Consider the following 25,952-nt stretch of genomic DNA (forward strand, 5'->3'; position numbering starts at 1 on the left):
TTTTCTCTTAGAGTTCGAGCTGGGAATCGGCGAACACCATTTCCTTCTGGTGCTGCTCGATCAGTTTTTGAATCGACTGGATGACCTCAGGGTTCTCCTTGGCCAGATCCCGTGATTCGCCGGGATCTTCTTCCAACTGGTATAGCAGCGGCGGGTTGTGGACTTCCGCTTTGGGCTGGCCATAGCCGGTTTGGGTTTTCAAATGCATCTTCCACGGACCGACGCGGACGGCCATCAATTCGTAACCACGATAGTAAAAGAGGGCCTCGCGCTTGCTCTTGCCGGTCTGCTTTAGCACTGGTGTCAGGTCGTAGCTATCGAGCTTGCGATCGGAAGGGAGGGGGAGTCCGGCCAGCGATGTAAACGTGGCCATCAGATCCATCGTGCTGCCGACGTCGGCGGCGACTTCCGCGGCAGGAATGGTCTTAGGCCACCAGAAGATTGTGGGCTCGCGCATGCCGCCATCGAACGTGCTCCCTTTGCCGTCTCGCAGCGGACCAGCGGAACCGCCGTGATCGCCATAGATCAGCCAGGGGCCGTTATCGCTGCAGAAAACAACGAGCGTGTTTTCGTCGAGGCCTGTTTCACGCAGCTTTTGCAGGACCTGACCGACGCTCCAATCGATTTCTTCGATGACGTCTCCATAATATCCGCGACGGCTCACGCCCTCGAATTCCGGCGAGCGAAACAAGGGAACGTGCGGCATCGAGTGAGCCAGATACACGAAGAACGGTTTGTCCTTGTTTTCGTCAATGAACTTGACCGTCTCTTCGGTGTAACGCCGGGTGATCGTCGTTTGGTCGGCGGGACGCTCGACGATCTCTTCATTTCGCATCAGGGGAACGTTGAAGTATTCGCTCTTGGGATGCCAGAACGATTCGCGCCCTTTGGGGGCCGAAGCGATCCGGTCCATGTCGTTAGAGTATGGAATACCGAAGTAGTAATCGAAGCCATTGCTGGTCGGCAGGAACTGCTTGTGATGTCCGAGGTGCCATTTGCCGATGCAGGCCGTCGCGTAGCCACCTTCTTTCAATGCTTCGGCAATCGTGAATTCTTCGGCTGGCAGGCCCCCCTTCGAGTTTGGGAACAGCACACGCCGCGTGTTACTGCACATGCCGCTACGGCACGGCAGGCGACCGGTCATCAAGCCGGCGCGGCTGGGGGTACAAACCGAAGCTGCCACGTAGAACTGCGTGAACTTCATCCCTTCGCTGGCCATCTGATCGAGATGCTTTGTGCGAATGGTGGGATTACCAAAGCAACCTAAGTCGCCGTAGCCCAGGTCGTCGCAGAAGATTACGACGAAGTTCGGCTTCTTGGCAGTCGAAGTCTCTTGGGCGGATGCGAAATCGGCGCAACAGATTGCGATCATTGCAAGCAGCAGCAAGCGCAAAGCAAGGTGGGGCAGGCGATAAACCATGAGGCAACTCGGCAGATTAGTTGAATAGCTTTAGGGGCAAGGTAGGTGCTGTGCATCATAAGCCTTGTCCGGGGGTGATTCAACCAATCGAACTCCCACGGATCAGAGAAATTTTTCAAAGCACGAGGGCACGCCTCACGACGATGTAAATCGTCGTAAAACCCAATCCCCCCAGGCCCCTGAAAGTTGAGCGATGGCGAATAGAAGCCTTGCCTTGCCTGGCATGACGATCTCAGTCTGACGTTTTTCACAGCCTTTGAGGACCGTTGCCGCGAGTGTCTGCGGATCGATCGCTTTGACCTTCACACCTGCCCCGGGTTTCGCGGCAGAATCGGGCAAGTTAGTCGTCTGCTGGGCGTAACGTGTTCCGGCGTCTTCGCGGGCAATTGGACCGGGGCAAACCAGCATCACGTGTATGCCGGCGTCGGCTAACTCAAGCCGAAGTTGATGATTGAGCCCTGCCAACGCGAACTTGGAGGTTGCATAGGGACCGATGAACTTGGAAGCACTCTTCGAAGCAAGCGAGCCCATGTTGACGATGTGACCGCGGGAAGCTTCCAGAAGGGGCCTGGCAGCTTGAACGCAGCGTACCGTCGATAAGACATTCAAATCGTACGAGCAGAGAAACTCGTCGATAGAGGTCTCGCATACCAGTCCGCGGGAACTGACGCCAGCGATGTTAAACAAGGCATCGAGTTTGCCGTACTTCTGACGGACCTCTGCCAGTAGGTTCACGACGTCGTCATCGTTGGTTACGTCGGTAGGTACACAGTGAGTCTGCTTGCCGTCGGCGTCCAACTGGGCCGCGGCCGCGCTAAGTTTATCTTCGTCCCGTGCTGCCAGCACGACGTGGCATCCTTGGGCGATGAGCTGCTGGGCGAGGACTTTGCCGAAGCCTTGCGAGGCTCCGGTTACCACCGCGACCTTATCCTTCCAGTATGTCACCGTTGTCGTTCTATGTCGTAATTGAGTTGCTTAGTCTTTGGGTTGACAAACCAAACAAAAGCCCCTGATCCGATCAAGACGAACCAGGGGCTTAAGGGGTGCATGATGGGAGTTGTAATTATACGGTCACTTCGTAACCTTTGCGAGCTTCCCTTGACTGCATCGCGTTGGCCTGGTCGTCACCCAGGATCTGCTCGCTCTTGGGATCCCACTTAAGCGATCGGTTCAAGCGAATAGCGATGTTCGAGAGGTGGCACGTGGTCAATGCTCGGTGATGGGTGAACACGTCGGAAATGGGGAGCTTCCGTGTCTTCACGCACTCGAAGAAATTGGCCATGTGGGCATTATTGCCCGCCGGTGCCTTACCGCCGTAAACCTCGGCGATCGCATTTTCCGGCAGCGGGTTGTCCTTGAGTTCGTCGACCGGCCCCCCCACGATCTTGCCACGGTTAACCAGAAAACGTCCTTTGGTACCGGTAAACATGATCCCGTTATCAAAACCCAGTTCTTTCTGGTGTGAGTCCTTGATATCCATGACTACGCCGTTGTCGAAGGTCGCTTTGACATGGAAGTTGGTCGCACAGTTGTAGCGATCGTCCTGCAGTGGCATGCCGTCCTTGAACTCAACGGGATGCTTGGCGTAGATCGGTTCGATGGAGCTTGGGCCCTGGCCATCGCCGCTCTGGCCGATGCCCCACTGGGCGATGTCGACATGGTGAGCACCCCAGTCGGTCAGCTTGCCGCCAGAGTATTCGTACCACCAACGGAATTCGTAGTGGCAACGCGTTTTGGGTTGATTCCCTTCTTTGGCCCAACGGTAGTCGACCAGCGGTGCCTGACCGAGCCACTTTTCCCAGTTCAGTCCGCTGGGGACATCAACAACCGGAATTGAGTTGCTGGTGGGAGAACCGCCGATGGCAACAGCTACGTGCTGGACATCACCAATGCGTCCGTCTCGAATCAACGCGATGGCCTGAAGGAACTTCAGCCCCATTTCGCTACGCTGCTGGGTACCAACCTGGAAGACGCGACCTGTCTCTTTGGCGACCTGGCAGATCTTCTTGCCTTCGTCGATGGTCAGCGTGAGGGGTTTTTCGCAATAAACATCTTTGCCTGCCTTCATTGCTTCGATGGCGATCTTCGAGTGCCAGTGATCGGTAGTCACGATTGTGACGATCTCGATATCGTTGCGATCGAGGATCTTCTGGTAGTCTTCGTAAACGTCGACGTCTCGGTTAACGCCTTTTTTGGATTGAATGTCGGTGACCTTCTTCTTCGCCCCGTTGGCGTGGTTGGCATCGACATCGCATACCGCCACCACGTCACCCAACTGCATCGCGTTAGGACCAACGGCGTTCCAGCGGCTTCCAGTACCAATGCAGCCAACCAGTGGTCGGTCGTTCGACTCACTCGACTTCTGCTCGTCGGCTAGGGCGTTCTGGCTGGTGAAGATATAAGGAACCGAAACAGCCGCAGCAGTCGCGGCCGAAGTTTTGAGAAAGGATCGTCGATCGGAAGGGCGTGGACTCAAAGCGGTTACTCCGTAGGTGAGTGGATGGTAAATAGACTGCGCGAATCCGTAGGAGATTGAATGACGAAACTCCCCTGTGTGGGCACAAGGGGGCAAGGCCCTGACTTAACGTTCAGGTAATGGGGCAGGGTGTTTTATAATAGTCTTTCGGGGATCGGTGTACCATAAAATTCAAAAAAATGACGGTCTTCATCTTTCCCGGCACTCTTGTCGGGGGAATCGATCAGGAAAATCGTTTCCCATAAACCCAGAATTAGGTGGCAAGGATGTCCCTTGCTGGCAGCGAGCATAAGTTTCTCAAATGAAATGAGGCTCAAAGTGAGAAAAAACCACGCTGTATGGGCATTGGCAATGGTTAAGGATTCTCAAAACCCCATCGTCATCTACTAAACGATGGGCTAGAGTTATGCGTGTCGTTCTCATTACTTCCCGCATTCACCACCTAACTGGCGACGAAGCTATGTCTGCTGCTCGAATCTTTCCGAACCGTGCCCGCACGAAAATCGTGGCCACTGTCGGACCGGCTTGCCGGACCCCGGAAATGCTGGAAGAACTGATCCTCGCCGGCGTGGACGTGTTCCGCGTGAACCTCGCCCACGGCGATTTGAAGGATCACTCGGAAGTGGTGCGGAATATCCGCGAGATCAGTGCGAAGGTTGGTCGCCCGATCGCCGCCCTGGCGGACCTTTCGGGACCGAAAATTCGTCTGGGAACGCTGCCGGAAGACATCGTGCATTGCCACGAAGACGATATTTATACGTTCGTGCGAGGCGAAGACAGCGCTGAAGCGAAGACCCTGACTTGCAACTACGAGCCGCTGATCGACGAGTTGGAAGTTGGCAACGACGTGATGTTGGCCGACGGTACGGTCATGATGACCGTGATCGAGAAGACTGCTGACACGGCAACCTGCAAAGTGGTCCAGGCTGGTCCGATCCGCAGCCGTCAGGGCATCAATCTGCCTGGCACCAAGCTCAGCGTTGAAGCACTGACCCCGCAAGATATCGAACACGTTAAGTGGGCCGCCGAGAACGATCTCGACTACGTGAGCCTCAGTTTCGTGCGATCGGCAAACGATCTTCGCCAACTGCGCGACCTGCTGATGCAGCATGAATCGCGTGCTTTCATCATCGCCAAGATCGAGAAGCGTGAAGCCCTGGACAACCTGGAAGAAATCGTTCGCGAGTCGAACGGCGTGATGGTTGCCCGTGGTGACTTGGGTGTCGAAATCGACGTCGCTGAAGTTGCCGCTTCGCAGAAACTGATCGTGTCGACCTGTTCGCGGATCGGTCGTCCGGTGATCGTGGCGACGCAGATGCTTGACAGCATGACCACCTCGAATCGTCCAACGCGTGCTGAAGCAACCGACGTGGCTAATGCCATTTTGGACGGTGCCGATGCCTGTATGCTCTCGGGCGAAACGGCCGTGGGTGTTCATCCTGTGGCAGTTGTGAAGATGATGAACCGCATCATGCTGGCCACCGAAAAGATGTGGATGGACGAACGTGGACCAGCCCGCAAGATCGACAATCGCGTCGCTCAGGTGCATCCTGTGACCCAGGCCGTCGTGTCCGGTGCATCGATTACTGCCGAGCACCTGGGTGCTAAACTGCTGGTTACGGCAACGCGTACCGGTGGTACAGCCCTTACCAAAGCTAAGCTCCGCGACGCGATTCCAACGATCAGCGTGAGCGACTCCGACGCCGCACTTCGACGTATGTGCTTGTACTGGGGTGTCACGCCGATTGCCAATGCCCCAGTGCACAACGGCATTCAACTTCGTCGCTTCATCGACCAGTGGGGGCTTTCCAACGGCTACCTGGAAGAAGGAGACCGCGTGGTCTTCATCACCGGCGGCGGCATCATGCAATCGGCCGAATACATCGTGGTCGTCCACCGAGTTGAAAAGCCACAGGACTAGGCGCAATTGTCGCCACGGGCTGCGTGGTTGAACGCCTGATATTTCACAGAAAGCAAGGGCCATACTCAAAAGTTAGAGCATGGCACTTGTTTTATTTGGCTTGCACGCTCGAGAAGACTTGATCGCGGCACCCAGCCGAATGAGCACTTCTAGTCGATCGCTTGCGAATACTCGCCTTGCCGCGCTGATACCAGCGAACGCCAGGCATGCTCGAGCAAGTTACTCAGTACAAAGCACCCCATACCTGCTAGTGCCGCGCCGCTGATCAGGCAAACGCCCGTCACAGCGTAGTTGAACTGCTGGGGGGGAACCCAGGTGCTGGCAACCGCGCCAACGATCGCTCCGGCCAGCGTCGCTTGGCTCACCAGGCGGATCTGCCACGAGGAGAGCCCAGTCCGCTCGGCGAGGTTGGGGGACTTCCACTTGCGGCGTGGTGAAGAAGGCGGGGGCAAAGGAATGTTTTGCGGCTCGCGTCGCTTCTTTCGCTGGTGCCCCAGTCGATGGCACAGATACGAAGCACCCAAGTGAACCAGCGTGACCACCAGAAAGAGAACCGTCATATAAGCGGCAAAGGGACCGACAAGCCGCAGGATGGCAAACACCACGCCGCATAAAGCCAAAGCCCAGGCCATAGCCCAAAGCGAAAACCTGGGAGGCGATTCAAATTTGAATTCAGAGTCACTTGCCATCGATGACCTACCCATATGGAACGCCCAACGTCAGCGTTAGGTTTATCGTACCGAAAGGAACGCATCTGGCAAATTGAAAGCGGAAAGTTCGCCCGCGTATGGGGGCTTCCTGCCGCAAGATTGGGGCAGGAAGCAGGCCCGTTCGCACAGCCAGCAGACGCTACTGAAGCGACGTCCGCATCTGCTCGAGTTCTGCCCGCATGGCATTCAGCTTGTCAGCATGCTTAGGATCATCGGCCAGATTGGTGACCTCGTGCGGGTCTTGCTGCAAGTCGAACAACTGTTCCAGTTTCGGCTTGCTATTGGGGTAGAAGACGTACTTCCAATTCTCTTCCCGGACCCCTTCACTTTGTGGAATGGTGGCATGGGGGAAAAGGTGCTCGTACAGGAATTCGGTCCGCCAGCCGCTGGTCTGCTTTCCAGTGACAAGTCCGGTGAGGCTTTGCCCCTGCATCACCGAAGGTGGTTCGATGCCGGCCAAGTCGAGAAGGGTAGGAGCGACGTCGATACTAAGGACCATGTCTTCTCGGCGTTGTCCTCGCTTGTCTTTCGGTAGTCGTGGATCGAAGACGATCATGGGGATGCGAATCGATTCTTCGTACATCAACCACTTGCCGGCCAGGCCATGTTCGCCCAGGAAGAAGCCATGGTCGGAAGTGAACAGAATGACCGTGTTATCGGCCAGCTTCTTTTCTTTCAGTTTGGCGACCATCGCCCCGACGAAGTCGTCGACGCCGGTCAGCAAGCGGTAGTAGTCTTTGATGTTCTTCTGCAGCATCTCGTTGCCATCGAAGCGGCGTTCCCAGCGGACACGTGATTCACCACCTTGCAGTTGCTTCGGAAGTTTCTGGTAGTGCTCGTCATTGACGGTTTCTGCCGGCACAACGGTATTGTCGGCGTAGTAGTCGGTGTATTTGGGGGCATGCTGAAACTGCCAGCCTGGGCCGTCTTGGCAGTGGGCCGCTTTGAAGCTGACCTGCAGGCAGAAAGGCTTTTCCGGTGAGCACGTATCGAGGAACTCGAGCGTCTGGTCTTCCAGGTGCTGGGTCATGTGCGGACGACCGTCGACGAAGTACTTGCCTTGGCCGGGGAAGCCCTTCCAGTAGTCGTATTGATCTGCCGGAAGATCATTGCCTACGCCCCATTTGCCGATGAATGCGGTTTGGTAGCCATTGGCGCGGAGCAGGGCAGGGAAGGTTTGCGCGAATGCTTCCGGGCTCAGCACGGCTCGAAAGTCGACGATACCATGCCGACGAGCATATTGTCCGGTGATAAACGAGGCCCGGCTGGTCGCACAAATGGCGGTCGTCGCGAAGGCGTTCTCGAAGACGACCCCTTCCTTGGCCAATCGGTCGATGTTGGGAGTCTTGATCACAGGGTTCCCCATGCAGCCCAAAGCGTCCCAGCGCTGGTCGTCGGTAAGTAGAAAGATCAGATTAGGGCGTTCTGCCGCCGATGCGACTTGGCAAGCGGTCAGAATGGAGAAGGCGGCGAGGAATGCGCCAAGGATCAGTTGTTTTCGCATGGTCAGAGGGCTCTGGGGAAGGAAGGGGAGGAGGCAAGAGCTGAAAGCACTAAGTTACCAAACTTTCGCCCCACCGGCACTAAAAAATTGAGTGGCGAGGCAACCAGTGCGATACTGTCAGGCTTACCCTTTTAGCATCGTCCCTCCGCTCGATCGTTTCAAGTTGGCATCCAGGAAAGCTTCACCGGCATACACCGAGCGTACGATCTATCGTCCGCTGGTCTTGCTTGCGCCGGCGATAACGCTCGGGGTGATCACCGATGCGGTATTCAATTTCTCGATGGTGGTTTGGCTCGTCGCGTTCGTGATATTGATCGCATGTTGGGGACTTTTGTGGTGCCAGCAGAGGGAACGCATCGCAAGTGGAACGCTGCTGTTTGCCGTTTTGGTGCTGGGGGGCATGCTGCATCACGTTCACTGGAACCTCTATCGATCGACCGAACTCAGTCGCGGGCTGTCCGCTGACAAGCAGCCGGTTGCTTTGCAGGGAATGGTACTCGATTATCCCCGTTTCTTGCCGGCCAGGCCGCCTGGGTCGGCGTTTGAGTTTGAGCAGCCCAATCAATGGAAGGTTCCTTTTCGTATTCGCCAGATACGCAATGGTGCTACTTGGGAAGCCGCGTCGGGCGATACCGAAATTTACGTCTCGGGGGATGAACTCGATGTTCGCCCTGGCCAGTCGATCTTGGTTTTTGCTCAGGCAACGTGTTCGGAAGGAGCGCTGAACCCCGGCGAGTTCGACTTCGCCAACTGGGCCCGAGCAAACCGCCGGCGGACGTTTTTGCGAAGTGGTTTTCCTGAGTGCCTGAAATCAACCGGGATGACACCGCAACGGTCGCCTTGGGATCCGATTCGCTTGTCGCGTCAATACGTCAGCCGCGTGTTAGTTGCGGCGATTCCTCCGGGGCTCGATGGTTTGGCCGAAACGATCTTCCTCGGTCGTCGCGAGCGATTGGCTGACGAGACGGACGAAGCATTTCGGCAAACAGGGACCGTTCACTTGCTGGCCCTGTCGGGTTTGCATCTGGGAATCTTGGCAATCTTTGCCTATTGGCTATTACGCTTCCTGCCGGGGCCAGTGTGGCTACCGGCGGTTTGTCTGCTGTTGATGACGGTCGCCTATGTGGTGTTGGTCGATGCCAGGCCGCCGATCGTGCGGGCGTCGATCCTGGTGGGTGCGTTCTGTGTGGGGATGATCCTGTATCGGCGGCACATGTTTTGGAACAGCTTGGCGGCGGCCTGGATTTTGGTGATCTGTTGGAGCCCTACCGAGATTTTCCAAGCGGGAACGCAGCTCTCGTTCATCGCGGTTGCCTCGCTGGCGTGGCTATCCGGTTTTCAAGCGATGATAAAGAAGCCTGACCCGCTAAAAGATTTGATCGAACAAACTCGCCCTTGGCCGGTGAAATGCTGGAGACGAGTTGTCCGCGGGTTTGGCAGCATGTTCGTGGCCTCGCTCATCGTATGGCTGGTAACGTTGCCGTTGGTTCTGTTTCACTTTCATGCGGCATCGCCCTGGACAATTGTCCTTTCGCCTATTCTGATCATTCCCATGTCGATCGCTTTGGCGGGGACGCTGATGCTCCTCGTGGCTTCATTAGCGATGCCGATGCTGACACCTTATATCTCGTGGGTCGTATCTGTCCCGTTATGGGGCATGCAGGAAACCGTAACTTGGACGCAGCAGCACGCTGGCTTCACGCTGTGGTCCGCGGGACCTCCGGCCTGGTGGGTGATTGGGTTTTATGCCGTGGCGGCGACGGTTGGCTGGCTGATGATCACGCACCGCGTTCCCGTCCGCTGGAGTACTGCTGTGGTAGCCGCATGGCTGACGGTTGGCTTTGTATGGGGAACGACGCAGGCCATCGAGTCCAACACGCGAGATGACCTGGTATGCACTTTCGTCAGTGTCGGACATGGAACATGCGTACTGGTTGAACTGCCTGAGGGACGCAACCTGCTGTACGACTGCGGACGGCTGGGCTCACCGAAACGGGCCTGTGAGTCCCTTTCGGCGGTGCTATGGAGCAAAGGGATCCAGCACCTCGACGCCGTCATCATTTCTCACGACGATGCCGACCACTACAACGGTCTGCCGGAAGTGCTCGAGCGATTCTCGGTCGGGGCTGTCTACTGTTCTGAATTGATGGAGAAGATTCCCAGCGATCTGGTTTCATCGCTGTTGGATGACATTCGCCGTCGCGGTATCCCGCTGCGAAGTTTGTCTGCCGGCCGAAGCTTAAGCGCACACCCAGACGTTGAGGTGACGATCCTGCATCCCACGCGGAAAGGAGTTCTCGGACGCGACAACGCCAACAGCCTTGTCTTGCTGATCGAATACCAGGGGCGTCGTATCCTTCTGCCTGGGGACCTGGAATCGCCGGGGACCGAATCCGTGATCGTCGAACGGCCGATCGACTGTGACGTGGTCATGGCCCCGCATCACGGCAGTCGGCACAGCCACGCGGATTCGTTTTACCAGTGGTGTCAGCCAGAGTGGATCGTGGTGAGCAGCGGCTCGCGGGACATTCTCGGGCCAGTGATCGCAAAGCCGGGCGAGCCTGTTTGGCTTAACACGGCCGCCAGCGGAAGGATCGAAATTCGGCTTTCGGCCGATGGCGGGCCACCAAAAGTAACTTCGTGGCGAGAGAGCCATCGGAGGCGGTAGAGTAGGGGGGCTAGGAGGTTTTAGCGAAAACCTAGATAGCATTCTGCCCTCTTAAGGCCTATTAGGCGTTGCAAAATCGGCTTTCACTGCTAAATTAACGGACTTATCTAGAGATGAAGGATGAGTTTGATGCGATGGTGTCCGCGGTTTTGGTAGTCGCGGGCGACCGTGAGGTTTCACAAGTCCTTACTGTTATTGTGGTTAAGAAGAAGTCACCCTACTTGCGGACGTAAGTAAAGTCGCCCATGTCGATTACCAAAGAAAAGAAGAACGATGCCATCCAGGATTTTCAACGTGGTGGCGAGGACACGGGTTCCCCGGAAGTTCAGATTGCGATTTTGACCAATCGCATCAACAACCTGACGGAGCACATGAAGAAGCACAAGAAGGACTACGCGACTCGTCGCGGGTTGCTTGCCATGGTGAGCCGTCGTCGCCGCTTGCTCGATTACCTGAAGCGGCACGATCCCCAGAAGTATCTGGATATGCTGGCACGGCTTGGTATTCGTAAGTAGCGAATCGCTGCTTCGGTCTGGTCGAAGGAGGCTCGTACCTATTGTTGGACGAGCCTCTCAAGTTACTGGCAATGGAATTAGCCTGAAGACGCGCGCCCGACGGGGCTTCCGCGCGTCTTTACCACGCCCCGGCCGGTGGTGGAATACAAATTGGCTGGCGGGGCACCCTTACGAGGTTCCGCTCTATAGAAAAATTGTGCGGTGGGCCTCAACTTATATTGAACCAAGCACTGGATGTTCCAAATGGCCGGGCCCCTCTCTCCTCCAGGCCCATACCCCCTTGGCGCAAGCCCTCTCGGAAGTCTTCTGGTGCGCTGTGTAGGACGGAAAAAGTGGAAGAAATTCGTGTAGAGAAGCAGATCGGCAATGAAACCTTATCCATCACAACCGGCTTTCTAGCCAAACAAGCCCACGGCTCGGTGCTTGTTCAGTACGGCGAAACGGTTGTCTTTGTCGCCGCCGTCTCCGGCCCATCTCGGCCCGGGACTGACTTCTTTCCCCTGACCTGTGATTATCGCGAACGCACCGCGGCTGCCGGTAAGTTCCCAGGTGGTTTTATCAAGCGTGAAGGTCGCCCCACCACCAAAGAAATCCTTTCGTCGCGTCTGATGGATCGTCCGATCCGTCCGATGTTCCCCAAGGGTTACTACGACGAAGTTCAGATTCAGGCCAGCGTGGTTGCCAGCGATCGTATGCACGACGGCGACGTGCTTGCCATGAATGGTGCCTCGGCGGCTCTGTGCATCTCGCACCTGCCGTTCCAAGGTCCTTTGGCTGCGGTTCGCGTCGGTCGTATCGACGGCGAAATCGTTGTGTTCCCATCGTTTGAACAGTTGGAACAAAGCGATCTCGACCTGATCATTTCGGGTAGCAAAGATTCGGTGTTGATGATCGAAGGCTTCTCGCGGGAAATTCCCGAAGACGAAATGGCCGAAGCGATCATGAAGGCCCACGAAATCGTCAAGGAAATCTGCGACCTGCAGATCGAACTGACCGAAAAGGCCGGTAAAGCAAAGATGGAGTACACCGAACCAGACGACGGTGGTCTTTACCAGCGTCTGATGGATTCGTACTACGCCGACCTGAAGGCCGCCAAGCAAACGACCGGTAAGCAAGATCGCGCCGACAAGGTTCGCGAACTGAAGACCAGGGTCAAGGAAGAGCTGATTCCCGATCCATCCGCGGAAGGTGCGATCTGTGAAGGTGCGTTCGGCACTGCCTGGCACGATCTGGAAGAACGCGTCGTGCGTGACCTGATCCTCAGCGGTACCCGTACCGATGGTCGCGACACCAAAACCCTGCGTCCGATCGAGTGCAAGGTCGACGTTCTGCCACGCGTTCACGGCTCGGCCGTTTTCCAACGTGGTGAAACCCAATCGCTGATCACCGTCACCCTGGGAACCCCACGTGACGAACAGCGTGTCGACGGTCTGATCGACGAGTACTCGAAGAAGTTCATGCTCGACTACAACTTCCCGAGCTTTTCGGTGGGTGAATGCCGTCCGATTCGTGGCCCAGGCCGACGTGAAATCGGTCACGGTGCTCTGGCCGAACGTAGCGTGAACCCAGTTCTGCCGGCCGCCGAAGACTTCCCTTATACGGTTCGCGTGATCTCCGACATTCTCGAATCCAACGGCTCGAGCTCGATGGCTTCGGTCTGTGGTGCTACTCTCGGTCTGATGGCCGCTGGTGTGCCGATCACCAACCCCGTTGCCGGTATCTCGATCGGCCTGGTGAAGGAAGGGGACGACTTCGTCCTGCTGACCGACATCCTGGGCGAAGAAGATCACCACGGCGACATGGACTTCAAGGTTGCTGGTACCCAGAACGGTATCACTGGCATCCAGTTGGACCTCAAGATCAAGGGGATCAACGAAGACATCATCCGCAAGACGCTCGTTCAGGCTCGCGAAGCCCGTATCGAGATCCTTCGCAAGATGCTGACCACCATCAGCCAGCCGAAGGACGAGCCATCGAAGTGGGCTCCACGTATGATGCGAACCAAGATCAACCCAGAAAAGATCGGTCTGCTGATCGGCCCTGGCGGCAAGACGATTCGTGCCATCCAGGAAGAAACCGGCGCAACGATCGACGTCGAAGACGACGGTACCGTGATTGTTGCCAGCGGCAACCTGGAATGGGCCGAAGCCGCCATGGCTCGCGTCCAGGCCATTACAGGTGAAGTCGAAGTCGGCAAGATCTACGAAGGCCGCGTTACCAGCGTGAAGGACTTCGGTGCCTTCGTCGAAATCCTGCCTGGCCGCGACGGCTTGTGCCACATCAGCGAACTGTCGACCGAATACGTTTCGGACGTCAACAGCGTGGTGAAGGTCGGCGACATCCTGGCCGTGAAGGTCTTGCTTGTCGACGAACACGATCGCGTCAAGCTGAGCCACAAGGCCACCCTGCCAGGCGGCGAAGCCCCTGCTGGTGAAGGTGACGAAGAGCTTGAAACGGCTGGCTCGCGCGGCGGTGACCGTGGCGGCCGTGGCGGCGAACGCCGTGATCGTGGCGACCGTGGTGGTGATCGTGGAGGCCGTGGCGGCGACCGCGGACGCCGACGTCCTCGTCGTGAAGACTAACGCTCTCGTAGCGAAAAGTTGATTAAATTGAAATGGCCCAGATCGGCTTCGATCTCAGGGCCATTTTTCTTTCTGCATTGCTTTCGAAAGAGAATCATGCTGAAGCGGCTCATGTTCCTCTTAGTCATCACGATTGTGCCGGGGTGTTTTGATTCAACCGACTTCGAGCATAGCTTGGTAATACGGGACATGGTGGATGAGGCAGGAGGAGAAATCACGCGGGCGGTCGGGATTGAGGAGAAGTATCCCAACGTGCCAGAAGCCGCGATCGTTTTGGTTGATCTCCAAGACGCCAATATCTCTGGATTTAATTTTGGAGCACTTCGTCCACTGAAATACTTGGATAGTATCGTCCTTGAGGGAACCGACTTTAGTGACCTTCAAGTTTCGTATCTGGTTAACTGCCCCAGCTTACGTCAAATCCTACTACGGAATACGCGGATAACTGACGTTGGGGTCCATCAGCTTACTCACCTTCCCAATTTAGAAGTACTAGGACTTGCCACCTGCAATGTTACGGATGACTGCGTCGACGGTCTGTTAGTGATGAAATCGCTGAAGGAAGTGCATTTGTGGGATACCCATGTTGGTGCTGCGGGTGTGAAAAGATTGCGTGAGCGCGGAATTGAGGTCCTATGGAAAGGCCAAATTCCCAATGAAGAAGTTCGGCGAGCGCTCTCTGCTTTGAACAAGCGTGGAATTAAATCGTTATCGCAGTACTTGCCTGAAGATGACGATGACCCCACTCTCTATTTTCGTATTATGGCCGACTACCACTCTGAAATTGATGATCGTGTCTTGTCCGATCTGCAAACGTTAGAGCAGTTCGCGACCTTACTAATCACCACGGAACCCACGCCATTTTTCGTGTTGTTAAACGATTTGAGCCGGATCGAACAACTGTATATCGAGCAAGGCTTGATTGAACATAGTCATTCTGAGGTGACGGATTATTTCACAAAGAGTCATCCACGATCGCTTCGAGAGTTGAGGCTAATTCTCGATCCACTTCCGTCTGATTTGTTGGCTCGTTGGATTCGGACGGATGGGTTGACGGTACTTTATCTCGATCGCCAGGTCATTGATAAACAGGTATGGCAGGCCATCGTGGAAGCACCCACGCTAAGGAAGATTCAGTTCGACGATTGTAAGTTTCCGCAGATCGACCAGTTTTCTTCGTCCGAACGTCCTATCAAGGTGGAAATCTTCGACTGGGAATCGGCGTTGGACGATGAGCCGTCCTGTGCTGTTAAGGTGCGTCGTCTTCTTAACGCCGGCGAAGATCCCCCTAGCGAACCGTAGGCTGCATCGCGTTAGAATAAAATGTTTCCGTCAATCCTCCGTATGCCTTGCTGTTTGGGCAATCACGTATGACCCAAGATTCCTCTGCCCCTGGTCCTTCTGAAAAGTCGCGTGATCAGTACCTGGTTGACCAGTACAACGAGATCGCTCGGCTGGCCGGGTCCCTTGCGCACGAGATCAAGACGCCGCTCTCGGTCATTCGGATGAACATGGAACTGCTGGCCGAGGATCTCGACGATCCGCAAACGCCTCAGCAGCGGCGGGCCAAGCAGAAGATTGATACCGTCCAGGAGCAGTGCGAGCGGCTGCAGGGACTGCTTAATGACTTTCTGCGTTTTGCCCGGATCCGGGATCTCAATCTGCTGCCAGGCAACTTGAACGAGCAGATCGAGCGGGTACTCACCTTCGTCGAGCCCCAGGCCGACCGGCAGGGGGTCGAGATCATTCGCTACCTCGATTCCGAACTGCCCAGTATCGATCTGGATGCCGAACTGCTTTATTCGGCCCTGTTGAATCTGGTAGTCAACGCGATTCAGGCCATGCCGGATGGGGGCTCGCTGATGGTACAAACCCGCGAATTCCGCAATGGAGTCCTGCTGCGGCTGGTCGATACCGGCTGCGGTATGAGCGACACGACGGCCCTGCGGATGTTCGATCCGTTCTATTCGACCAAGGAGGGGGGCTCGGGGCTTGGGCTGCCGCTGGCCAAGAAGATTATCGAAGCCCATCACGCGACCATCGACGTGCAGAGCGAACTGGGGCGAGGGACGCAATTTACGCTGGAATTCCCCCTGCCCAAGCGAATTGGACGAAAGAAGCAATCGTCGTAAACGTGGCATCGGTTCTAGAGGATTATTCCTAACTTCGGTAGGATATTCACCATGACCACTGCGCCACAAAACGAGACTTCTACCGATCCGCTCGACGTCCAGCCGGACCAGTTCCGGGTGTTGGTCGTCGACAATGACAAGGCCCACGCCATGACCATGGCCGAGAGCCTGGAACGGATTGGGTTTGTCTGCACGGTGGCAACTAGCGGGCCCGAGGGGGCCGAGAAGATCCTGGCCGAACCGTTCGAGATTGTCGTGACCGACCTGGTCATGAACGATATCGACGGCATGGGCATCTTGCAGCTCACCAAAGAGAACCGGCCCAACTGCGAAGTGATTGTCGTCACCGGGCACGCTACCGTTTCGACCGCGGTCGAGGCGATGCAGAACGAGGCGCTCAACTTTCTGGAAAAACCTCTGACGCCGGATAAGCTTCGCGCGGCAGCGCTTAAAGCGGCTCAGACGATTCAGCTCAAACGGCAGAACTCGGAATTGATGCGGCGGCTGGACGAAAAGTTCGGCTTCGAAGGGCTCATCTATTGCAGCAACAAGATGCGGCAGGTTGTGCAGCGACTTCAGCGAATCGCTCCGACCGATGCCAGCGTGCTGATCCTTGGCGAGACCGGTACCGGCAAGGAAGTTGTCGCCCAGGCCATCCATCAGAACAGTCCGCGGAAGAAGAAGCCATTCGTTCCGCTAAACTGCGCCGAGTTGAGCGAGCACCTGTTGGAAAGCGAACTGTTCGGTCACGCCAAAGGGGCTTACACCGACGCTGCCAGTGAACGCATTGGCCGGCTTGAATATGCCAATGGCGGAACGCTGTTCCTCGACGAAATTGGCGACATGCCCATGGCTACGCAGGTCAAGCTGCTGCGTGTGCTAGAGTCGGGCGAAATTACCCGCGTGGGCGAGAACAAGCCGATCCGTATTAATGTACGGCTACTTTCGGCGACCAACGCCGACTTGGAAACGGCCATCGCGGCCGGGACGTTCCGTTCCGATCTTTACCATCGGCTGCGGATTGTCACGGTGCAGTTGCCACCTTTGCGTGACCGCCCTGATGACATCCTGCCGCTGTTCGATCACTTTCTGAAGGTCTTCTCGAAGAAGCACGACAAGAAGGTACGCGGGATCGATCGAACCGTGTTTCAGCGCTGCTTAGACTACGACTGGCCAGGCAACGTTCGGCAACTGCGGAATTTCGCCGAGAGCATGGTCGTGCTCGACCTGGACGGCACGATCGGGCTCGATGACCTTCCGCCGGAGTTGATCCAGGAAGGGGACGACCTGGTCCCGCCGATCGATCCCAAGCCAGCCGTTTCCAGCAATGGTGAAATGCCTGGTATGGTTGGCCAGCCGATCAGCGAAGTCGAGAAGTGGTTGATTGGCGAAACGCTTAAAGCGACTGATGGTAATCGCGAAGAAGCGGCCAAGATGTTAGGGATTGGTGAGAGAACCCTCTATCGCAAAATCAAAGAATACGGATTACGCGGCGACTGATCACGTCTGGCCGAATCGAAGGGAGTTGGCAGCGGATGCCGAAGATTCAACAACTTTCAGCAAGTGTCGTCAACAAGATCGCAGCAGGCGAAGTGATCGAGCGCCCAGCGAGCGCCGTCAAGGAATTGATGGAGAACTCGCTCGACGCCGGTGCCACGCGAATTGACGTCACGATCGAGCATGGCGGCACGGAACTGATCCGCATTGCCGACAACGGCTGTGGTATCGCGCCCGAGGATATGGCGCTGACGATCGCTTCGCATGCCACCAGCAAAATTGGCAACGCCGACGATCTGTTTCACGTCCGCACACTCGGCTTTCGCGGGGAAGCGCTCGCGTCGATCTCGGAAGTTAGCCATTTCCTGCTGCGTAGCCGCACCCATGATTCCGACTGCGGCAGCGAGATGCTCGTGCATGGGGGTAACGTACAGGAAGCCCAGCCGTGCGGATGCCCGCCGGGGACGATCATCGAGATCCGCAACCTGTTCTACAACACGCCGGTTCGCAAGAAGTTTCTGAAGACAACGCAGACCGAGTTCGGCCATATCAGCGAATCATTCACTCGGATGGCGTTGGCCTATCCGCACGTTCACTTCACGCTCAAGCATGGTACGCGGCTGGTTCATGACCTGCCGCCATGCCAAGACCTTCGCGAGCGGATTCGCGTTTTCTTTGGCGAAGAGATCGCCGACCAATTGATTGAGGTCGAAAGCGAGAACGACCAGGTCACGCTGCTTGGTTACGTGGGGAATCCTCGCTTTAGCCGCAGCAACAATCGGATGCAGTACCTGTTCTTGAACGGACGCTTCATCAAGGATCGCGCGCTGCAGCATGCCCTGGGGGAAGCATACCGCGGACTATTGCTGCACGGGCGATTTCCGATTTCGTTTCTGCGGATGACGATGCCGCCAGAGATGGTGGACGTGAACGTCCATCCGACGAAGCTGGAAGTTCGTTTTCAGGATAGCGGACGCATCTATAGCCAACTGCTGGGAACCCTACGGACAAAGTTTCTGAGCTCGAACCTGGACGCGACGTATCGTCCTTCCGCAGAAGATGCGAGCAACGGCCACGGCGATTCCCCTTCAGCTGAAGCACTCCGGGAAGAGCTGGTTGCCTGGGCGAAGGGAGCCGTCGACAACGGGAGCACCAGCTCGAGTGAACGTCGGCAGACCGACTTCGATCTCGACTTCCGTTCCCCCAATCGTTCGCCACTTCAGCTCAATCCGATCGATCGCTCGGCTGTCGGGGCTGGCAGCTTGCCGCTGCCGCCGATCCCCAGCGGAATCACGCCGGCGCATCTTCGTGATCAAGAGGACGTCGAAGAAGAAGCACTTGAGCCAATGCCGGCCGCCACGCTTGGAGGCGGGGTGGGCTCGCAGCAGCGGGCCATTCAGCTTCATAACCGTTATCTGATCGCCGAGACCGACGAAGGCATGGCGGTAATCGATCAGCATGCCTTGCACGAGCGGATTCTTTACGAAGAGCTGCGTGAAAAGGCCTTGGCACGGCGGCTTGAGGTACAGCGAATGTTGGTCCCCGAAACGTTGAACCTCTCGGCCCAGGAGTTTGCCGCCGTCGATGCCGCGACCGAAACCCTGAAGCAGGTCGGGATCGAGGTTGAGGCATTCGGGGGAGATACGATCCTCATTCGCAGCTATCCGGCCATCCTCGGTCGTCGCAAACCGGCGGAAATCGTGCGGGAAGTGGTCGATCAGCTACTGACCGAGGGGAAGAATCTCGAAAAAAGAGATCTTCTGGACGAGCTGCTTCACATGATGTCGTGCAAGGCCGCCATAAAGGCCGGAGATCGCCTCTCCAGCGAGGAAATCGACGCATTGCTCGAATTGCGGCATTTATGCCAGGACGCCCATCATTGCCCGCACGGCCGTCCGACCGCGTTAGTCTTTACCAAAGAGGAACTCGACCGGAGATTCCAACGCACGTAAAATAGTAAGTTTACCCTGGCTAGGGCAGTGTGCCCCCGTCATGCCTTTTCCCGTCGTACCCCATCGAGGTCTTACGACTTCGAGATAGATTCATGATCTGCGTCAGCATCGGCCGTGGCCGACATAAACACATCATTGCCGAACACAAGCACCTGGTCGAACAGGGAGCTCAGTTGTGCGAGTTGCGTCTCGACTACATCAACGGGACGATTAAACTCAAACGCCTGCTCGAAAATCGGCCCAGCCCCGTGGTAATCACGTATCGTCGAGAACGTGACGGTGGACGCTATGCAGGGGACGAACAAGAACGCCAGATGGTCCTACGCACGGCGATTGCTGAACAGGTCGACTACATCGACTTGGAAGAGGACATTGCGGCCTCGATTCCACGCTATGGGAAAACGAAACGGATCATCAGCTACCACAACTTCCGCGAGACGCCGGCCGACCTGGAAGGTTTGCATCGGCGCATGCAGAAGCTCGATCCCGATATCATCAAGATCGCCACCATGGCGAACTCGCCGCAAGACAACGTCCGGATCTTAGAACTAGCCCGTGGTAGTGAAATCCCCACGATCGGTCTCTGCATGGGCGATATGGGAATGCCTTCGCGTATTCTCGGCGGGCGTTTTGGCTGTCCGTTTACCTACGCCACCAGTTCCAACGAACGAACCCTGGCACCGGGTCAGATCGGTTTTCGCCAGATGGTCGATCTCTACCGGTACGAAGAGATCACCGACGATACCGAGTTATACGGCGTGGTGGCCGATCCGATTGGTCATAGCTTGAGCCCTCATTTACACAACGCGGCATTTAGCGAGCAGGGAATGAATCGCCGATATTTGCCGTTTCGCGTGCCGCGCGAACACCTGAGTGTGTTCTTGGGCGAAGTGTGCCCGCAACTGGGTGTCAAAGGTTTAAGCATTACGATTCCGCACAAGGAAGCCGCGATCAAGTTTGTCAAACGACCTGACGCCGCGGTCACGGGAGTCGGGGCGACCAACACGATCATCTTCGATGACGAAGGGCCGTCAGGATTCAACACCGATTGCGATTCGGCGATGGAAAGCCTCGACACGATGCTTCTCCCTGAACAGCAAGGTGGATCGCTGGAAGGGGTTAAGGTATTGGTCCTGGGGAGTGGCGGTGTGGCTCGCGGCATTGTGTGGTCTTTGATCCAGCGAAAAGCGTCGGTAACCATTTCCAGTCGCACGCTGGAGAACGCGGAAGAACTGGCCCAGCATTTCAAGTGCCGGCACATTCACTGGGAAGACCGCGGTTCGGTACAACCCGACGTACTGATCAACGGTACGCCGGTTGGTATGCATCCTAACGTCAATGAAACACCGTTCGAGAAGCGTTGGATCAAGCCGAGCATGGTCGTGTTTGACACGGTCTACAATCCCGAGCAAACGTTGCTGATCAAAGAAGCCAAGGCAGTGGGGGCACGCGTGGTGACCGGGGTCGAGATGTTCGTTCGTCAGGCGGCCTTGCAGTTCAAGCTCTTTACCGGTGTCGAGACTTCGCGCGAGCTGATGCGAAGTACCCTCAAGCGGTTGACCGGTGCGGTCAGAACAGGTTAGTTGGTCGCAGCGAAATGAATCTGGCACTCATCGGGTATCGCGGAACCGGCAAATCACACGTCGCCAGGCTGCTGGCGCATCAGCTGAAGTGGCCGCTGGTTGATGCCGATATTTACGTCGAGAAGCAAGCCGGTAAATCGATCGCCGAGATCTTTGCCGCGGCCGGCGAGTCAGGCTTTCGTGATCTCGAAACACAAGCCCTGATCGAACTGACCGAACAGTCAGGCCAGATCTTGTCCTTGGGGGGCGGTGTTATCCTGCGGGAAGAGAATCGCCAGCGGATCGCCGACACTTGCTATACCGTTTGGCTGACCGCTTCACCAAAGGAAATTGCCCGGCGACTATCTGGCGATGCATCGACCCAAGCTCGTCGTCCTAGTTTGACCGGTAAATCGACACTGGAAGAAATCGAAGAAGTCTTGACGAAGCGTATTCCGCTTTACCGGCAATGTGCTGACCTGACGATCGATACCCAACGCAAGTCGCCTAAAGAGGTGTCTCGTGCGATCTTGGACCAACTCCCGTTGCCTTTAGCGAAGAAAGAACAGTAACGTGGCCTGGTGGGAGAATCTTGTCGCACTGTGGATTGGAATTCCGCTCAATGTGCGATTGGTAATACTGTTTGTGTTCGGTGCGATCGTGGCCGGGCAACTCAACCGGGCCATCTATCGCTGGACGTGGGTTCCCAAGAATTATGATCCGTGGAGTAAGCCTCATCCGGATGTCCCGCCGCGGAACCTTTTCGATAAGGTGCCAATCTTTGGCTGGCTTGGGTTGTCGCGGGAAAGCAAGGTTCACGGCACCGTGCATTGGTTGCAGCCGCTGCTGATTGAGCTGGGCTGCGGATTCTTCTTTGCCTGGTATTACCACTGGGTGATCTCCGGCAAACTCGTTCCCATCACGGTAAATGTTCCGCTGGGGGAAGCGGCGCTGCATGCGATCTACGTGCAGCACATCGTATTGATCTCGTTTATGGTGATTGCCACCTTTGTCGACTTTGATTCGCGAACGATCCCCGACTACGTCACTGTTCCAGGCTTTCTGGTCGCGTTGATCTTCTGTTCGCTCGTTCCTTTTGTGGGACTGCCGATGCCAGATGGTCCGCCCTTTTTTGGGTTGTCGCAGCCTGGCGCGAAGTTGGATGCGATTCCGCTACATGCAGCGGCGCTCAGTAAGTGGCCGGAAACTTGGAATGGAAGTTCCGCACTCGCGGTCGGTCTGGTGCTGGCGTTTGGTTGGTGGTTTGCCCTATGTCCGAAATTGATTTGGATTCGGGGCGGAACGACCAAGTTCTTCCGCTACCTGGTGGCCAGCTTCATTCGTTATTCGCTGAACTGGTTCTACCTCGGGATGCTGGTACTGCTGATTGCATTCGTCTCGGCTGCCTGGCTGTGGGGTGGTGAAGCGGTTTGGCAATCAGTCTTCAGTGCCCTGCTCGGAATGGCCTTCGCCGGATTGTTGATCTGGCTGGTCCGCTTCTTTGCCAGCCTGGCGATGGGGCAAGAAGCGATGGGCTTTGGCGACGTTACGCTCATGTGCATGATCGGCGCGTATATCGGCTGGCAGCCGGTGATGGTGATCTTCTTCATGGCACCGTTCATCGCCTGCGTGTTTGCGATCGTGAACTACTTGCTGACTGGCGATGCGTATCTCGCTTACGGACCCTACCTGTGCATCGGCACGCTCCTCACGATGATTTTCTGGGGCGGGCTGTGGCAGCAGTATGGGCCACTGTTGGGACTGGGACCTTGGCTGCCGGCCTTGTTCCTGGCGTTGCCGGTAGTGCTGGGGGGCATGCTGACGGCGTGGGTTTGGATCAAGTTCACGTTCATCTATCCGGATAAAGCATAGTCCGCAGAATCGTTACAGGCGGACCGTTAACGGTGAGCTATCCTTGCTGCAAGGACCCCACCCATGCTTTGGCCACAAACCATCGACAACTTGAAGGATGCCACCGATCTTGTTCGGCGACGCCGCTACGGCGTTATCCGAGTGGAATCGGGCACATTCCACTCGTTAACGCTGCGTCCCTGGCCGAAGCTGATTTCCCGCCTGGAGATCGAAACGCTGGGACGCTGGAAGCATAGCCGGGGTGGGGATCACGTTCGGTTGTATTACAACTTCCCACTCAGCTCGCCTGGCTTTCTGACCTTGGCCTACATCGAGTCAACGCAGCAGACGACTTGGAAGACCTTACGCCGCAGCCTGGAAGTGTTGGACTGGGTGGCCCAGGTCCGTGGGGCGAATGCCAGCGTGTGCGAGCTTTCCAACGAGAAGATCAGCACGCGGCTGATGGGCCGCCTAGGATGGGAACCCCACTGCGAGCAGTTGGCTGGTCGGCACTTCATCAAACGCTTCTATGGCCAGTATCCGCGGCATGCGTGGCTGCCGGTCCCGACTGAGACGCTAGGGAATTTCCGGAGAGACGTCCGATCTCTTGATCTGGCCGCGACTTTCGCGGATAGCGAGCACGAAATCGATCTTGTCGATGATAGGGTGGGTTGTTAATATCCGCCGCAATTCCTGATTTTGTCTCAAGTTTACCCGGCCCTTAGTCGACACGGCCTGCCATGTTTCGTCTTTGCTGTTTCACCTTGGTCTCGCTAGCACTTGCTGGCCTGGGCTGCAATCAAAACGCAGCCTGGCGGCAACAGCAAGTCCTTGCGCAGCAGCAAACCCAGGCCCAGATCGCCGAGTTCGAACGCCGTGCTTCCGGGTTGGATGCCTCGAACCAGGACCTGCACTCGCAGCTGGCTCAAGCCCAGCAGCAGCAAAGGATCCTACAGGACGAACTCTCGCTCGTTCGCCGCCAACTGAACGACACGACCAGCCAACTGGCACAGTCGCAGGAACTGGCCAAAGAACAGCAGCAAAAAGTTCAGACGATGATGGCTTCAACCCAATACCGTGGCGGTGCGGTGATTCGGCCGAATAACAGCCTGACTTCCGAACTGAGCAAGATTCAGATCCCCGGCGTCACGGCCCGCCAGGACGGCGACGTGATTCGTATCGAAATCCCCGCCGACGCGTTGTTCCAAACGGGAACCAATTCACTGATTCCCAACTCCGACAACATCCTCTCGCAGCTGACCGGTATCCTGCAACGCGACTTCCCCCAGAACAAGATTGGCATCGAAGGGCATACCGACAATCAACCGGTAATGCCCCCATACACGTCCAGCCATCAGTTGTCGGCCAGTATGGCCCAAACGGTCTTCGATCAGCTCACCTCGCGTTACCGCATGAACCCCGACCGACTGGTGGTCGTGGGGCATGGTGCGAACCATCCGGTCGTTTCCAATGCTACCCCGGCTGGGCAGCATAAGAATCGCCGCGTCGACCTGGTGATCTATCCCCAGTCAGACAACTAGGTTTCCCCCGGGGAACCCCTTCTACCGCCTAACCTGTCAGGCCAAAACGAACTACAATGGGGCTCCTGGACGAACTTTCGTCCTTTGGTTGTGTCCACTGCGGGGATGCTGTTTCCTTGCCGTGTGTCTGTCGTTGATTTGCCTCGAATAGTGAACTTGCTCGCCTGATGATCACGATCGTCGACTACCAGATGGGTAACCTGCGGAGTGTCCAAAAAGCCTTTGAAAAGACAGGGCATGCCGCACATATCACCAGCGATCCGAAAGAGATCGCCGCGGCAACCAAGCTTGTTTTGCCAGGGGTCGGGGCGTGTGGTGACGCGGTCGACGAGATCCGCCGCCGAGATCTGGAAGGGCCAATTAAGGACCAAATCGAAGCCGGCACCCCGTTTCTTGGGATTTGCCTGGGCCTGCAGATGTTGTTTGATGTTAGCTACGAAGGGGGCGAGCACGAAGGCCTGGGGATTCTGCCCGGTAAGGTCGTGAAGTTCGAGCTGCCCCATGGCTATAAAGTCCCCCATATGGGTTGGAATCAGGCTCACTTCGTCCACCGGCCACCCATTTTTGAAGGGATCGACGAGGGGACGAATTTCTACTTTGTTCACTCGTATTATGTCGTTCCAGAAAACGACGATGTCGTGGCGATTACCGCCGATTACGGCGGCCCGTTTTGCGCTGCCGTCTGGAAAGACAATCTCTACGCCACGCAGTTCCACCCGGAAAAGAGCCAACAGGCCGGGCTGACCGTATTGCACAACTTTGCCCAGTTGGCGTAGATATCCCCCGCATTAACTTGATCTAGTGGCAAGATTTTCCTTGCTGATTCTTAACCGTTGTGAGATATTGCCAGGACGCCGAAGGGTTCGGCCGTTCGGCGGAGAAAGGGACCCACGATGCAAATTTGGCCGGCCATTGATCTTCTCGGTGGCAAATGCGTGCGACTCCAACAAGGAGACTACAACCGCGAAACGGTCTACGGGGACGACCCGGCTGAAATGGCGAAACGATGGGTCGAAGAAGGAGCCGATTGCCTCCATCTGGTCGACTTGGATGGGGCCAAGGACGGAAGTCTGAAAAACCGCGAAGCGATCGCTGCGATCGTGGCTGCTGTCGACATCCCCTGTGAAGTGGGCGGCGGAATTCGCGACGAGAAGACCATCCAGGAACTTCTCGATCTCGGACTGGCCCGCCTGGTGATCGGCACCAAGGCCCTGCGTGAGCCCGATTGGTTTGCCGCCATGTGCGAGAAATTCCCGGAAAAGCTGGTTGTCGGAATCGATGCCAAAGAAGGCATGGTCGCTACCGATGGCTGGCTCGAGGTGAGCACCACCTCGGCAATTGACTTGGCCAAAACGTTTGAGCATCTGCCGATCGCGGCCATTATCTATACGGACATCGCCACCGACGGCATGCTGGCCGGTCCCAATGTCGAAGCGATGCAGGCCATGAAAGAGGCCGTCAAACTGCCGGTCGTCGCATCTGGTGGTGTTACCTCGGTCGAAGACGTCAAGAACCTGACGGTCGCCGGACTGGATGGTGCGATCGTGGGACGTGCTTTGTACGAAGGCCGTTTATCCGTACGCGAGGCGGTCGAGGCCGCCGGCGGTGTGAGGTAACCAAA

The 25,952-nt window shown here is 56.6% G+C and carries 20 protein-coding genes; 15 read left to right on the top strand and 5 right to left on the bottom strand.

Features of this window, described 5'->3' with window-relative positions:
- Positions 1 to 7: 7 nt before the first annotated feature.
- The 3 genes from C5Y96_RS15420 to C5Y96_RS15430 form a co-directional block, all read right to left on the bottom strand.
- Positions 8 to 1,420: a sulfatase gene (locus tag C5Y96_RS15420; RefSeq protein ID WP_105355060.1), complete on the bottom strand. Its 1,413-nt coding sequence runs from the start codon at positions 1,418 to 1,420 to the stop codon at positions 8 to 10.
- Positions 1,421 to 1,555: 135 nt separating this feature from the next.
- The gene (locus C5Y96_RS15425) at positions 1,556 to 2,365 is read right to left on the bottom strand and encodes an SDR family NAD(P)-dependent oxidoreductase (protein WP_105355063.1); all 810 of its coding nucleotides are present in this window, start codon (positions 2,363 to 2,365) and stop codon (positions 1,556 to 1,558) included.
- A 118-nt stretch (positions 2,366 to 2,483) separates the two neighbouring features.
- On the bottom strand, positions 2,484 to 3,896 hold the full coding sequence (locus tag C5Y96_RS15430; protein ID WP_105355064.1) for a Gfo/Idh/MocA family protein: 1,413 nt from the start codon (positions 3,894 to 3,896) through the stop codon (positions 2,484 to 2,486).
- 460 nt (positions 3,897 to 4,356) lie between these two features.
- Here C5Y96_RS15430 and pyk point away from each other — a divergent pair, with 460 nt between their 5' ends.
- A complete protein-coding gene (gene pyk, locus C5Y96_RS15435; RefSeq protein ID WP_105355330.1) occupies positions 4,357 to 5,817 on the top strand; it encodes a pyruvate kinase in 1,461 nt (486 codons plus the stop codon).
- A 149-nt stretch (positions 5,818 to 5,966) separates the two neighbouring features.
- Here pyk and C5Y96_RS15440 read toward each other — a convergent pair whose 3' ends face one another.
- Complete coding sequence (locus tag C5Y96_RS15440) at positions 5,967 to 6,506, bottom strand: hypothetical protein (protein WP_146115677.1); 540 nt, start codon at positions 6,504 to 6,506, stop codon at positions 5,967 to 5,969.
- A 160-nt stretch (positions 6,507 to 6,666) separates the two neighbouring features.
- Positions 6,667 to 8,031: a sulfatase gene (locus tag C5Y96_RS15445; protein ID WP_105355068.1), complete on the bottom strand. Its 1,365-nt coding sequence runs from the start codon at positions 8,029 to 8,031 to the stop codon at positions 6,667 to 6,669.
- Between the two features lie 106 nt (positions 8,032 to 8,137).
- Between C5Y96_RS15445 and C5Y96_RS15450 the strand changes: the two genes are divergently transcribed.
- The 14 genes from C5Y96_RS15450 to hisA all read left to right on the top strand — a co-directional run bounded on the left by C5Y96_RS15450 (position 8,138) and on the right by hisA (position 25,947).
- Positions 8,138 to 10,699, top strand: a complete 2,562-nt coding sequence (locus C5Y96_RS15450; protein ID WP_105355070.1) for a ComEC/Rec2 family competence protein — start codon at positions 8,138 to 8,140, stop codon at positions 10,697 to 10,699.
- 245 nt (positions 10,700 to 10,944) lie between these two features.
- Positions 10,945 to 11,214 carry a 30S ribosomal protein S15 gene (rpsO, locus tag C5Y96_RS15455; protein ID WP_105355072.1) on the top strand — a complete coding sequence of 90 codons (270 nt, stop codon included), beginning with the start codon at positions 10,945 to 10,947 and terminating at the stop codon, positions 11,212 to 11,214.
- A 332-nt stretch (positions 11,215 to 11,546) separates the two neighbouring features.
- Positions 11,547 to 13,796 (top strand): polyribonucleotide nucleotidyltransferase, encoded by a 2,250-nt coding sequence (locus C5Y96_RS15460; protein ID WP_105355074.1) that lies wholly within the window; start codon positions 11,547 to 11,549, stop codon positions 13,794 to 13,796.
- Between the two features lie 96 nt (positions 13,797 to 13,892).
- Positions 13,893 to 15,098 carry a hypothetical protein gene (locus tag C5Y96_RS27825; RefSeq protein WP_105355076.1) on the top strand — a complete coding sequence of 402 codons (1,206 nt, stop codon included), beginning with the start codon at positions 13,893 to 13,895 and terminating at the stop codon, positions 15,096 to 15,098.
- A gap of 68 nt (positions 15,099 to 15,166) precedes the next feature.
- Positions 15,167 to 15,928: a two-component system sensor histidine kinase NtrB gene (locus C5Y96_RS15470; protein ID WP_105355077.1), complete on the top strand. Its 762-nt coding sequence runs from the start codon at positions 15,167 to 15,169 to the stop codon at positions 15,926 to 15,928.
- Positions 15,929 to 15,979: 51 nt separating this feature from the next.
- Positions 15,980 to 17,428 (top strand): sigma-54-dependent transcriptional regulator, encoded by a 1,449-nt coding sequence (locus tag C5Y96_RS15475; RefSeq protein ID WP_105355079.1) that lies wholly within the window; start codon positions 15,980 to 15,982, stop codon positions 17,426 to 17,428.
- Between the two features lie 35 nt (positions 17,429 to 17,463).
- Positions 17,464 to 19,377 (top strand): DNA mismatch repair endonuclease MutL, encoded by a 1,914-nt coding sequence (mutL, locus tag C5Y96_RS15480; protein ID WP_105355081.1) that lies wholly within the window; start codon positions 17,464 to 17,466, stop codon positions 19,375 to 19,377.
- Between the two features lie 92 nt (positions 19,378 to 19,469).
- Positions 19,470 to 20,960 carry a shikimate dehydrogenase gene (aroE, locus tag C5Y96_RS15485; RefSeq protein ID WP_105355084.1) on the top strand — a complete coding sequence of 497 codons (1,491 nt, stop codon included), beginning with the start codon at positions 19,470 to 19,472 and terminating at the stop codon, positions 20,958 to 20,960.
- 14 nt (positions 20,961 to 20,974) lie between these two features.
- On the top strand, positions 20,975 to 21,511 hold the full coding sequence (locus tag C5Y96_RS15490; RefSeq protein ID WP_105355086.1) for a shikimate kinase: 537 nt from the start codon (positions 20,975 to 20,977) through the stop codon (positions 21,509 to 21,511).
- A 1-nt stretch (position 21,512) separates the two neighbouring features.
- Entirely contained in the window at positions 21,513 to 22,811 is a 1,299-nt protein-coding gene (locus C5Y96_RS15495; RefSeq protein ID WP_105355088.1) for a prepilin peptidase, read from the top strand.
- A gap of 63 nt (positions 22,812 to 22,874) precedes the next feature.
- The gene (locus C5Y96_RS15500; RefSeq protein ID WP_105355090.1) at positions 22,875 to 23,468 is read left to right on the top strand and encodes a hypothetical protein; all 594 of its coding nucleotides are present in this window, start codon (positions 22,875 to 22,877) and stop codon (positions 23,466 to 23,468) included.
- A 62-nt stretch (positions 23,469 to 23,530) separates the two neighbouring features.
- A complete protein-coding gene (locus C5Y96_RS15505) occupies positions 23,531 to 24,331 on the top strand; it encodes a flagellar motor protein MotB (protein WP_105355092.1) in 801 nt (266 codons plus the stop codon).
- A 167-nt stretch (positions 24,332 to 24,498) separates the two neighbouring features.
- A complete protein-coding gene (hisH, locus tag C5Y96_RS15510) occupies positions 24,499 to 25,107 on the top strand; it encodes an imidazole glycerol phosphate synthase subunit HisH (RefSeq protein ID WP_105355098.1) in 609 nt (202 codons plus the stop codon).
- A gap of 117 nt (positions 25,108 to 25,224) precedes the next feature.
- Positions 25,225 to 25,947, top strand: coding sequence for a 1-(5-phosphoribosyl)-5-[(5-phosphoribosylamino)methylideneamino]imidazole-4-carboxamide isomerase (hisA, locus tag C5Y96_RS15515; protein WP_105355100.1), 723 nt, complete (start codon positions 25,225 to 25,227; stop codon positions 25,945 to 25,947).
- The last annotated feature ends 5 nt before the right edge of the window (positions 25,948 to 25,952 follow it).

This window comes from Blastopirellula marina (genome assembly GCF_002967715.1).
In the GTDB taxonomy this organism is placed as follows: Bacteria; Planctomycetota; Planctomycetia; order Pirellulales; family Pirellulaceae; genus Bremerella; species Bremerella marina_B.

What these genes read in the sequence shown, in the direction of transcription:
- C5Y96_RS15420 (WP_105355060.1), bottom strand. Translation starts at nt 1,420, where the DNA reads ATGGTTTATCGCCTGCCCCACCTTGCTTTGCGCTTGCTGCTGCTTGCA.
- pyk (WP_105355330.1), top strand. Translation starts at nt 4,357, where the DNA reads ATGTCTGCTGCTCGAATCTTTCCGAACCGTGCCCGCACGAAAATCGTG.
- C5Y96_RS15440 (WP_146115677.1), bottom strand. Translation starts at nt 6,506, where the DNA reads ATGGCAAGTGACTCTGAATTCAAATTTGAATCGCCTCCCAGGTTTTCG.
- C5Y96_RS15445 (WP_105355068.1), bottom strand. Translation starts at nt 8,031, where the DNA reads ATGCGAAAACAACTGATCCTTGGCGCATTCCTCGCCGCCTTCTCCATT.
- rpsO (WP_105355072.1), top strand. Translation starts at nt 10,945, where the DNA reads ATGTCGATTACCAAAGAAAAGAAGAACGATGCCATCCAGGATTTTCAA.
- C5Y96_RS27825 (WP_105355076.1), top strand. Translation starts at nt 13,893, where the DNA reads ATGCTGAAGCGGCTCATGTTCCTCTTAGTCATCACGATTGTGCCGGGG.
- C5Y96_RS15470 (WP_105355077.1), top strand. Translation starts at nt 15,167, where the DNA reads ATGACCCAAGATTCCTCTGCCCCTGGTCCTTCTGAAAAGTCGCGTGAT.
- C5Y96_RS15475 (WP_105355079.1), top strand. Translation starts at nt 15,980, where the DNA reads ATGACCACTGCGCCACAAAACGAGACTTCTACCGATCCGCTCGACGTC.
- mutL (WP_105355081.1), top strand. Translation starts at nt 17,464, where the DNA reads ATGCCGAAGATTCAACAACTTTCAGCAAGTGTCGTCAACAAGATCGCA.
- aroE (WP_105355084.1), top strand. Translation starts at nt 19,470, where the DNA reads ATGATCTGCGTCAGCATCGGCCGTGGCCGACATAAACACATCATTGCC.
- C5Y96_RS15490 (WP_105355086.1), top strand. Translation starts at nt 20,975, where the DNA reads ATGAATCTGGCACTCATCGGGTATCGCGGAACCGGCAAATCACACGTC.
- C5Y96_RS15500 (WP_105355090.1), top strand. Translation starts at nt 22,875, where the DNA reads ATGCTTTGGCCACAAACCATCGACAACTTGAAGGATGCCACCGATCTT.
- C5Y96_RS15505 (WP_105355092.1), top strand. Translation starts at nt 23,531, where the DNA reads ATGTTTCGTCTTTGCTGTTTCACCTTGGTCTCGCTAGCACTTGCTGGC.
- hisH (WP_105355098.1), top strand. Translation starts at nt 24,499, where the DNA reads ATGATCACGATCGTCGACTACCAGATGGGTAACCTGCGGAGTGTCCAA.
- hisA (WP_105355100.1), top strand. Translation starts at nt 25,225, where the DNA reads ATGCAAATTTGGCCGGCCATTGATCTTCTCGGTGGCAAATGCGTGCGA.